We start from the raw sequence: 10541 nt of genomic DNA, 5'->3' as shown, positions 1-10541 counted from the left end.
GCCACTAATCCATCTCTAGCAAGCTAGAGACTTCATCGTTCGACTTGCATGTATTAGGCACGCCGCCAGCGTTCACTCTGAGCCAGGATCAAACTCTCCGTAAATAAAATCCAAAAATATTTTTAGATTAATTTAAGTGAAAAGCTGTATCCAAAAACTAGCTCAATTAAAAAATGAAATCTTTAAAATCTTAAAACAATAAGAAGTAATAGACAAGTTGTTAATTAATCAAACTAATAATAAAAATTAAATTTATTTTAAAATATAATTTAAAATCTGTTAGTTTCTTGCTTAGTTATCAAAGATCACTATGCTAAATTAATTTAATTAACTTAGTTTCAAAGTATTAAAATTAAACCTAATCTAATCATAGAACATCCGATTTTGATTATAGTTTTATTCCTAAATTCTCAAAAAAGGAAATGAAATAATACAAATCTAATACTTAAATAAAACTTAAAAATATAAAGTATTTTTATAAATATATATTAATTATATTTTAAACTTTAAATAGTTTCCTTTCTCTTTTTTAATATATCTGCTAATAAAAAAGCTAATTCTATTGCTTGGATAGCATTTAATCTAGGATCACATTGTGTAATATAATTATTTACAAGTCCAGATTCTGTAATTTTTTGTCCTCCTCCTATACATTCTGTTACATTCTGACCTGTCATTTCTAAATGGATTCCACCAGCATAGCTATTTTCTGCATCATGTATATCAAAAAATGCCCTAACTTCACCCAAAATATCATCAAACACTCTTGTTTTATAACCATTACTTGCTTTAATAGTATTACCATGCATTGGATCAATACTCCATAAAATATTTCTACCTTCCTTTAACACATCCCTTAAAACTAATGGAAAGTTATGCTTGATTTTATCTACACCCATTCTAACTATGATATTTAATCTACCACTTTCGTTATTAGGATTTAGAACATCACACAAACCAATAATTTCATCTTTAGTAATACTTGGACCAACTTTTACACCTAAAGGATTCTCTACACCTCGTAAAAATTCAATATGTGCTTCATCTAATCCTCTGGTTCTCTCGCCTATCCAAAGCATGTGTGCAGAACAATCATAATACTTGCCACTAAGACTATCTTGTCTACATAATTGTTCTTCATAGTTAAGCAATAAAGCCTCATGAGAAGTATAAAATTCAACTTCATTAAATTCTCTTGCTTTATCTAAATCTATTCCGCAAGCTTCTATGAATTTTAATGTTTCTGTAATTCTTTGTGCTAGTTCTTCAAACTTTTGACCAAAAGAATTATTTTTAACGAACTCAAGATTCCACTTATGAACTTTACTTAAACTCGCAAACCCACCTTGTGCAAAGGCTCTAAGAAGGTTAAGAGTTGAGGCACTTTGATTATATCCTTGTAACATTCTCTCTGGGCTTGGTTCTCTATCATCTTTTGTAGTCTCTATTCCATTTATTATATCTCCACGATATATAGGAATTTCCACTCCATTAACATTTTCTGTATCACTAGAGCGAGGTTTTGCAAACTGACCTGCTAATCTACCTACTTTTATTACAGGAGAGCTGCCAGCATATGTTAAAATTGCACTCATTTGAATTATTACCTTAAACATATCTCTAATGTTAATTGCATTAAATTGTCTAAAAGATTCTGCACAATCTCCACCCTGAAGCAAAAAAGCCTTTCCTTTTACTGCTTTTCCTAAATGTTCCTTTAGTTTTTCTGCTTCACCTGCAAAAACCAATGGCGGGTAGGTTTTTAATTGTTCTTCAACACTTTTTAATAAATCTTTATCTTTATATATTGGTTGCTGCTTGATATTAAATTTTCTCCAACTTTTTGGATTCCACTCTTTCATTATAATAATTCCTTAATAATAAATTTTATAAGGAATCATATTATCAAAATAGTATTAAAAATTGCAAGAATACATTAATATTTAAAGATTATTTTCCTTCATAAACCTGTCTTGGACGAGTTATTCTTGCTCCTGATTTAATATGTTCTATTACTTGTGAGCACCACCCCGGCATTCTTCCTATAACAAATATAGGAGTAAATAAACTAACTGGAATTTTTAAAGCTGTTAAAATTATACCCGAATAAAAATCAACATTTGGGTATAGTTTTCTTTCTATAAAGTATTCATCTTTTAGTGCTACTTCTTCAAGCTTTTCTGCTATATCACTAAATTTTGCATTCATCTTTATGCCTTTTTTATCAAGCTCATCTTTTAAATTCTTTATTGCTTTTGCACGTGGATCATAACTCTTATAAACACGATGCCCAAACCCCATTAATCTGAATGGATCATTTTTATCTTTTACCCTATCTATAAATTTAGGAACATTGCTTACATCGTCAATTTCTGCTAATTGATTTAATACTTTCTCATTAGCTCCACCGTGAGATGGTCCCCATAAAGCATTAATCCCCGCACTAATTGCAGCATAAGGATGAACCCCTGTTGAAGCTACATTTCTTACAGTTGTTGTAGAGGCATTTTGTCCATGCTCTGCGTGAAGGCTAAAAATCTTATCCAGTGCTTCCACCTCTAAAGGGTCTATCTCAACTTCACCATCAATATTAACGCCTAATTTCCCATAAGGAAATGCCCTAAGCATATATAAAAAATTTTCCACATAAGAACGAGAAATATCTGGGTAAATATAAGGATAACCTATGGAATTACGATAAGAGAATGCAACCAAAGTAGTAATTTTTGCAATCATTCTTTTTGCCATCATTTGATAACCATTATCATCACTTATATCTACATAATCTTTATAGAAAGTAGATAATGCACCGACAGCTGAAGAAAGATTTGCCATAGGATGAGCTCCATCTGGAAATGCTTTAAATATATTTATAAGCCCCTCGTGTAAAAACCCTAGTTGTCTTAATTCTAAATCAAATTCTTTAGACTCTATATCATTTTTTGGTAATTTATCACTTATTAATAATTGACAAATATCTGTAAATTTATATTTAGATACCAAATCTTGAATGGGAATCCCTCGATACAATAAAATACCATTATTTCCATCTATATAGCTAATAGTTGATTTACAGCCTGCTGTCGAAGCATATCCGGGGTCATAAGAAAAAATGCCTGTTCTCTCAAATAGCTTACCAAAATCAATAGCCTTTGGACCTCTTGTGCAATTAATCAAGTCAAAATTAAATTTTTCACCAGTTGAATTATTAATAAGTGTAATAGTATTATTTTCCATTGTAATCTCCTAAATATAATAATATCATTGATTATATTATCAATATTAATCATAATAACAAAAAGCTTTAGCTTTAAAAATAAAATTTAAAAACTAAAGGGCTTAATAAAATTGAAAAATTACAAATTGTATAAGTTTATTAAGATAACTTTAGATTAATATTTTAATTATAAGAATCATTAAGCAATAAAATAGCTATATTAAAAAGATTGAAGTTTGATGTTATTATAATAATAGATTACTAGTTTAAAATTATGGTATTTTAGATTCTAAATTTTTAGTTTTAGAAGAATCTATGCCAATATGAGTTTCTATTATTTTTAGTTTCTTATCTATGCCAACACTTACAGTTACTTGATTTAGTAAAACCCAAAGAGATAATAAACCAATAAAGAGTGAAATAAATACTGAAACTAATGAAATTTTAATTGCCAAAATTGCTTTTTTGTAAATCTTATTAATATCATCTGACATAATATTTCCTTAATAAAAATTTAATAATTACACTTATTATCATACCAAATACTGCACTCATAACAACACAAGCACCAATGCTTAAATTGTAATAATAAGAAATAAATATACCTGTAATAATAAATAAAAATGAAAGCATAGAAGAGAATATCATCATTTGTTTTAATGAATTTACAAACATTCCTATGATATAAGCTGGAATACTGAGTATAGCTAAAACTAATATCAAGCCAGCTACACTCATACTCATAACAATTCCGAGCGATATAAATATAAAAATAACCAATAGAAATAAATTAACATTAATATTTTTTAATTTACAAAAAATTTCGTCATAAGAAATGCTTAAAATTTCTCTATAATAAAATCCAATAAACAATAAAAGCAAAATATCATATATACTAATCACTAAAATATCTTTACTAGAAACTGCTAGAATTGAGCCAAATAAATAGCTTGTCATATCACTTGCATAACCCGGGGTAATATCTATTAAAATTACCCCTAAAGCCATACCAAAAGCCCAAGAAGCTGCAATAAAAGAATCTATATTAGTTTTTTTATATAAAATAAAATATAGCAATACTAAAGACATTACAACGCTTACAATAGATGCTCCTAACATAGTATTAAAGCCAAAATAAAGTGCTAATCCAACTCCACCAAATGCACTATGAGCTACTCCACCACTTAAGAATACCACTCTATTTGAAACTATCAAAGAACCTATAATTCCTCCACAAATAGAGATTAAAAATGCAATAATAATTGCATTTTTAATAAATTGAAATGCAATAATATCAAACAAATATCTTCCTTAAATCATTAATAGAACTACTTTAAATCGCTATAAAATCTATCAATATCAAAGCTTTTATTTAGATATTTCACTATTTCTATAGTATCAATTTCTGCATTACCAAGACAGCTAGTAGCTCCTGGTGATGGGGTCATATTAAATGTTAATCCTTTTTTTGTAATTATCTTTTTCTCTCCTAATTCAAGTTTTTTAGAACTCATATCAATAACTTGCGGTCTAACTTCACCAAAACCTTTTGCATAAGTTAAATCCTGTAATTTTAAAGAAGGAATAATTTTTCTTGCATCTTTGATAAAGATTCTTTTCCCAATAATAGGCAGCTCAAAAGCAATATTTCTAAAAACATAGCTTCTAATTTCACTATCTTTTAACAAATCCAATCCAACTTTTAAAGCACCTAATTTAAAATCTATTAATAATAATTCACTACTTAAATTACCAAATAAATGTTCAGAACGTTCTAATTTTGGCATAGTAATAGCTGTAGGTCCAAGCCTCGTATGACCACTTAGTGCAATATCTGGATCTCCGTGTAATGCAGCAAATGGTAATTTTGGATTCTGAACTGTATAAACTTTTCCTCTTAAAATACTACCAGGAACAAAATAAAAGCTTCCTGCAACAGGAAGACAGCCTAAATCTTTACCATACCCGCATTTTTGAGCAAGAGGAAGAGAATATGAACCTGCATTTACAAGAATAAATTTAGCATTTATTATGCTATTATCATTAGATTGTATCATATAGCTTCCATCTGCATTTTGTTTGATTTTAGTAACCTTAAAATTAGTTATTATTTTATTATTTGGATTTGCTTTTATAGCTTCTTTTGCAAAATTATCACTTAAAACCTCAAAATTCATTCCACACCAAGACTCATTATAGCCAGATGCTACGACATTTTCTATTCTATCATCACCATTCATAGATTCTATAATTTTTGGTTCAATTTTCTTAATCTCATTTTTATTGAAAAATTTAAGTCCATCAAAAATTTCACTAAATTCTTTATGTCTATTTGTTATAAACTCACATTCCTCATCACCAACACCAATAGCTAGTTTTTGCATTTTAAAAATTGCCTTATTTTGAAGACCTTTATTTAGTGCATAATGCATTAATTTATCTGCTGAAATTTTAACTTTTTTTGCTTTCTGTGCTGTGTAATTCGTCTCTATTGAACCATCGTGAATTGTTTGGGAATTTGCCTTAGAGCTAGAGCTAATAGAAGCTAGTTTATCACATTTCTCAAGTAAAACAATTTTGTTAATATCTGTATATTCACTTAAAGTATAAAAAGTAGCACAACCTGAGATTCCACCACCAATGATTGCAACATCAAAATTGTTATCCATTTTGATTCCTTTCTTATTTAACCTTTATTCTTTCTATTAATTTCTTCATAAAAACGTCCATAAATTCCTAATTTATTTTTAAAACTATCAAAATCTACAATTTCATTATTTATAAACAAAACCTTGTTTACATATTCAGATAAATTAGAAATATCATGACTAATAAGTATTATAGTATGATTAATATTTATTTGTTTTAATAACTTATAAATTTCTTTTTGTGTAAGCATATCTATATTTGATGTTGGCTCATCAAAAATTAATAATTTTGGCTTACCACATAACGCCCTAGCTATCATTACACGTTGTCTTTGACCACCTGATAGACTGCCTATTGCTCTATATTTTAAATTCTCTATTTCTAATTTTTGCATTATATCCAATGCTTCCAATCTATCATTCTTTGTGATTTTGTAACCAAATCTGCTCTTCTGCAAAAACCCCATCAATACTACATCAAAGGCTTGTATAGGAAAATCCTTATTTATGCCTGTATCCTGAGGAGTATAGCCTATAAGTGAATTTTTGCTAAATAAGGTTACATTAGGATATATTATACTTCCACTAGTTGGTTTCAATAATCCTAATAAAATCTTTGCAAGAGTGCTTTTACCTCCACCATTTGGTCCAATAAATGCTATAAAATCGCCTTGAGAAATGCTAAAGTTAATGTTTTTTAACACAAAATTTACATTATATTTAAAATTAATATCCTTGCATATTATAATCTCACTCATCTTTACTCTTTTGATAATAAATCAATAAAGTAATTTATATTATTTAGCCAATCATATTCAAGTGGATCAACGACATCTATTCTTATCCCTGCTTCTTTTGCTATTGCAATAGCACTTTTTTGTGAAAATTGAGGTTGGACAAAAATCGTTTTGATGTTGTATTTTTTTATTAAATCTAATATATCTTTTGTATGAGATATTTTTGCCTCTTTACCATCTAGTTCTATTGAATATTCAATCAAACCAAGCTCTTCTGCAATATAATTCCAAGCAGGGTGATATACTAGAAAAGATTTATTTTTATCTTTTATTTTATTTTTTGCATCTAAAAATGCTTTATCAATTTTTTCTAAAAAATCATTTAAATTTTTTTCATAGATTGCCTTATTGTTAGAATCTAGGTTTATTAAAGTTTCTGCAATCTGTTTAATATGACTCTTTGATAAAACAAATGAAAGCCAAATATGTGGTGCGTGTTTATGACTATGATTATTGTTGTGATTGTGATTAAAATATTTTTTAGATTCCATTTCATTTAATGGTGGAACTATTTTCATATTTTTATTTACAGCTTTAAATCTATCCAACCACGCATCTTCAAAAGGCATACCTATATTAAAATAAACACTTGATTTATTGAGCTCTAATAGCTGTTTCATACTTGGTTCATAAGTCTCTGGGCTTTTTCCTTTATCAACCATAATATTAACATCTACTAAATCTCCTGCAATTTGTTTTACAAAAAAAGCCTGTGGAATAATACTTACACTAACATTAATCTTTGCATATAATGTTGCACAAAATAATAATGTAATTATAAAAAATACTCTCATGTTATACCCCTTTAGTAATTATAGTATGTAATTTTAAAATTTTAAAATTAACATAAATAACTAAAATTATCTATATTTGATAAACATTAAATTAATTTATTTTAAAAATATTTAATAATATTAACTCAAGACTTAAACAATTATGAAATTAATATTTCCTCTTTTATCTTTAATCCAAACCCATCTAATGCAATATATTGTTTATTTTTATGTGTAACTAATAAATTAAAGTCTGTAATTTTTAAATATTTTAGAATCTGTGCCCCTATACCAAAGGTTTTATTTTCAATAATATTAGTATTTTTATCTCCATTAATAAAAATAAAATATCCCCCATTTTTTTTAAAAAATTCTATTGATTTAGACAAAATACTAAACTCTTCATTTTCAAGAAGTCCTAAAATGTTATTGAAAGTATGAAATTTAATATTAGGAGATTCTGAAAACTTATACACTATATGCTTTAATCCCAAATGATCTATAAATACAATTTTATTGCAATCAATTCCAAAAAAAGAGGTGTTTCTCTCTTCTATTTTATTGACTAATTGCTCATATTGAAGCTTATAATAAACTAAGTCAGATACATATAGAATCTTTAGATTATGCTTTTTTGCGAACTTAATAACAAAGTCATCATTATTATTAGCCATGCTACCATCATTTTTCATTAATTCACAAATGACAGAAATAGGCTTTAATCCAGCTAATTTACAAATATCAACACTTGCTTCAGTATGCCCTGTTCTCACTAAAACACCACCTTTTTTTGCAATCAAAGGAAAAATATGTCCAGGACGTGCAAAATCACTTGGTTTAGAATCCTCATTACATATTAATTTTATAGTTAAGTCCCTTTCAAATGCTGATACACCAGTCTTAGCACTTTTAGCATCAACTGAAACTGTAAAAGCTGTCTCGTGATTTGAGCTATTATCATTTACCATTAATGGAAAATCTAACTTTTTTGCTATATCGCTAGTAATTGATACACATAACACTCCTCTAGCTTCTGTTACTAGAAAATTTACTTTTTCAGGTGAACTAAATTCTCCTGCATAAACTATATCACCTTCATTTTCTCTATTTTCATCATCCATTATTATTATCATTTCACCATTTTTTATAGATTTTATTGCTTCATCTACCCTTTTTAACTGCATGAAGATTCCTTAAAAATAGTTTATTAAATCAAAAATTATAGCAGAAATTCTACTTGACAATGCTAGATTAAATTAAATATAATTCCAGTTTCATTGCATTTCTTTAAATATATTATTGGGGTATAGCCAAGTGGTAAGGCACCTGGTTTTGGTCCAGGCATTCAGAGGTTCGAATCCTTTTACCCCAGCCAATTTATATATTTATTTTTTATTTTATTTATTTAAATATTTACTTCTTTTATTGACGCGGGATAGAGCAGTTCGGTAGCTCGTTGGGCTCATAACCCAAAGGTCGATGGTTCAAATCCATCTCCCGCAACCAATTAGAATAACTCAAAATAAAACTTAGTTAAATATACAATTAAATTATTTAAAATGTAACTTTCTTAAACCTTGATTAAAATATTTGATTTTAAAAATAAATTAAAACAAACTGTAAAATTTTTAAAAATACTTATAAACTTAGATAAAAGTAAAAGAAAGAATACAAGAAAGCTAAGAAATAAAATATAGACTTCTAAATTTTCTCGTAATTAACTCTTAATATCTTATACTCGTTACTTACCGTAGCATTATGATAAAGTAATTTATATGCAGTTTTTGTTTGGCAGATACTTAATAATTACAAACTTGATACTGACAAAATTTATACAAACTTAATAATAGAAATTAAAGCCATAAATAAAAAATATTTAGCTTTAAGCATAATTAGATAGTTCTTATAAAGGAAAAAGCTGTTGATAATTGACTTAACTCTAGCATAGAACAATATTTCAAATATTATTGATAAATAAGTTTATCTTAGAAAACTAATGAAAGAGTTGTTTGTAGCAAAGCAAGGATTTTTGTTGCCCCATAAAGTGCGGAAGTTAATCAAAGAGCTGTTTATAATAGAATATAAAAAAGAAAAAACTAAACTTATATATGATATGTTTCAAAGAAATATAAGTTAAAATTATTTCTTTATTTAAAATATTAATTAAAGAATTAAGAAAAAATAAGGAAACATAGCATTTATAAAAAAATAAAAATTGAAAAAGGAAATTAAGGTTTGAAATTTTATATAAAACCAACAGAAGAACACCCTAATAAGACAAAAGAATGCTCTTATAAAAGAGGGGATTCTTAAGCTTTTTACAGCAGAAAGCTATGAAGAAACAGCAAAAGAAGAAAGGTTAAGTAACAATTTAAATGAAGATTATGAAGTGGTAGAGTTTGAAGTAAATGATAATTTAAAAATCAAAGCTTTTAAAACAATGCTTGAAGGAACAGAAACTTATAGGCAAACACCACTAGATCCAAACATCATCACCAAACCTTTACTATATACAAGCAAAACAAATCCCCAAAGGCTTAGATTCCCCAAACAAAAGTAAGCAAAGGCAAATATAGGAATCCTTAAGGCTTATAAAAAGGATAAGCACACCCCCATACTTTCTTAGAAGACTTCACAGCCTTAAGCAATCTACACAATGAAATCTATAACATAGATATAGAGCAAGAAATACAATTAAGAGCTTTTGTTTATGAGGAGCAAAAAACTTATACCCCCTTGAAAGAAATAAAAGATAATACCAAGCAAATTAAACAAAATCACGCCTTACAACAAGGCAACATCACCAAAACCATTATCACAGATAAATTAAGATATAATGACATAGCAGAGGAAGAGATTAAATGGGCTTTTAAGGGCTTTTAAGGTTGTAGAGGGAGCTTACTTGGCTGATGAGAAGAATACAAGTGAAAAATCCTAAAGAAAATAATAATAAGAATCCTAAGACGAAATAATGCCTTTCCTTCTCTTGGAAGCAAACAAATCTTTAAAATCTCAAATAAATAATGAGAATATAAAAAAAGGATTCTGACAATAAAGCAAACATTTCTCCTAAACTCTCCTCTATCCCAAAAGATTATATAGAATT

The 10541-nt window shown here is 27.6% G+C and carries 11 protein-coding genes, 2 tRNA genes and 1 rRNA gene; 5 read left to right on the top strand and 9 right to left on the bottom strand.

From position 1 onward, the window contains the following. The 9 genes from CQA44_RS04600 to CQA44_RS04560 form a co-directional block, all read right to left on the bottom strand. Positions 1 to 104: ribosomal RNA gene (locus CQA44_RS04600) — 16S ribosomal RNA — on the bottom strand; the annotation flags it as partial. Between the two features lie 402 nt (positions 105 to 506). After that, positions 507 to 1862 carry a class II 3-deoxy-7-phosphoheptulonate synthase gene (locus CQA44_RS04595; RefSeq protein ID WP_115546110.1) on the bottom strand — a complete coding sequence of 452 codons (1356 nt, stop codon included), beginning with the start codon at positions 1860 to 1862 and terminating at the stop codon, positions 507 to 509. 88 nt (positions 1863 to 1950) lie between these two features. Continuing rightward, entirely contained in the window at positions 1951 to 3237 is a 1287-nt protein-coding gene (locus tag CQA44_RS04590; protein WP_115546109.1) for a citrate synthase, read from the bottom strand. 252 nt (positions 3238 to 3489) lie between these two features. After that, complete coding sequence (locus CQA44_RS04585) at positions 3490 to 3711, bottom strand: DUF5408 family protein (protein WP_115546108.1); 222 nt, start codon at positions 3709 to 3711, stop codon at positions 3490 to 3492. Continuing rightward, on the bottom strand, positions 3701 to 4519 hold the full coding sequence (locus CQA44_RS04580) for a metal ABC transporter permease (protein ID WP_115546107.1): 819 nt from the start codon (positions 4517 to 4519) through the stop codon (positions 3701 to 3703). Before CQA44_RS04580 ends, CQA44_RS04585 begins: the two co-directional genes overlap by 11 nt. Positions 4520 to 4545: 26 nt before the next feature. Continuing rightward, a complete protein-coding gene (locus tag CQA44_RS04575) occupies positions 4546 to 5886 on the bottom strand; it encodes an FAD-dependent oxidoreductase (RefSeq protein ID WP_115546106.1) in 1341 nt (446 codons plus the stop codon). A gap of 17 nt (positions 5887 to 5903) precedes the next feature. Beyond that, entirely contained in the window at positions 5904 to 6623 is a 720-nt protein-coding gene (locus tag CQA44_RS04570) for a metal ABC transporter ATP-binding protein (protein WP_115546105.1), read from the bottom strand. Between the two features lie 2 nt (positions 6624 to 6625). Continuing rightward, positions 6626 to 7456 carry a metal ABC transporter solute-binding protein, Zn/Mn family gene (locus tag CQA44_RS04565; protein ID WP_115546104.1) on the bottom strand — a complete coding sequence of 277 codons (831 nt, stop codon included), beginning with the start codon at positions 7454 to 7456 and terminating at the stop codon, positions 6626 to 6628. 140 nt (positions 7457 to 7596) lie between these two features. Next, positions 7597 to 8619: a bifunctional 3,4-dihydroxy-2-butanone 4-phosphate synthase/GTP cyclohydrolase II gene (locus tag CQA44_RS04560; RefSeq protein ID WP_115546103.1), complete on the bottom strand. Its 1023-nt coding sequence runs from the start codon at positions 8617 to 8619 to the stop codon at positions 7597 to 7599. Between the two features lie 116 nt (positions 8620 to 8735). Between CQA44_RS04560 and CQA44_RS04555 the strand changes: the two genes are divergently transcribed. The 5 genes from CQA44_RS04555 to CQA44_RS12490 all read left to right on the top strand — a co-directional run bounded on the left by CQA44_RS04555 (position 8736) and on the right by CQA44_RS12490 (position 10318). Next, positions 8736 to 8810, top strand: a tRNA-Gln gene (locus tag CQA44_RS04555). A 54-nt stretch (positions 8811 to 8864) separates the two neighbouring features. Further along, positions 8865 to 8941 (top strand) — tRNA-Met (locus CQA44_RS04550). A 490-nt stretch (positions 8942 to 9431) separates the two neighbouring features. Continuing rightward, positions 9432 to 9572, top strand: a complete 141-nt coding sequence (locus CQA44_RS12500) for a hypothetical protein (protein ID WP_181881781.1) — start codon at positions 9432 to 9434, stop codon at positions 9570 to 9572. A gap of 252 nt (positions 9573 to 9824) precedes the next feature. Further along, positions 9825 to 9995: a hypothetical protein gene (locus tag CQA44_RS12495; protein ID WP_181881780.1), complete on the top strand. Its 171-nt coding sequence runs from the start codon at positions 9825 to 9827 to the stop codon at positions 9993 to 9995. Positions 9996 to 10171: 176 nt separating this feature from the next. Further along, positions 10172 to 10318: a hypothetical protein gene (locus CQA44_RS12490; RefSeq protein ID WP_181881779.1), complete on the top strand. Its 147-nt coding sequence runs from the start codon at positions 10172 to 10174 to the stop codon at positions 10316 to 10318. Positions 10319 to 10541: the final 223 nt, after the last annotated feature.

The sequence above is a fragment of the Helicobacter sp. MIT 14-3879 genome, from assembly GCF_003364125.1.
This window is presented reverse-complemented; position numbering and strand designations above follow the sequence as displayed.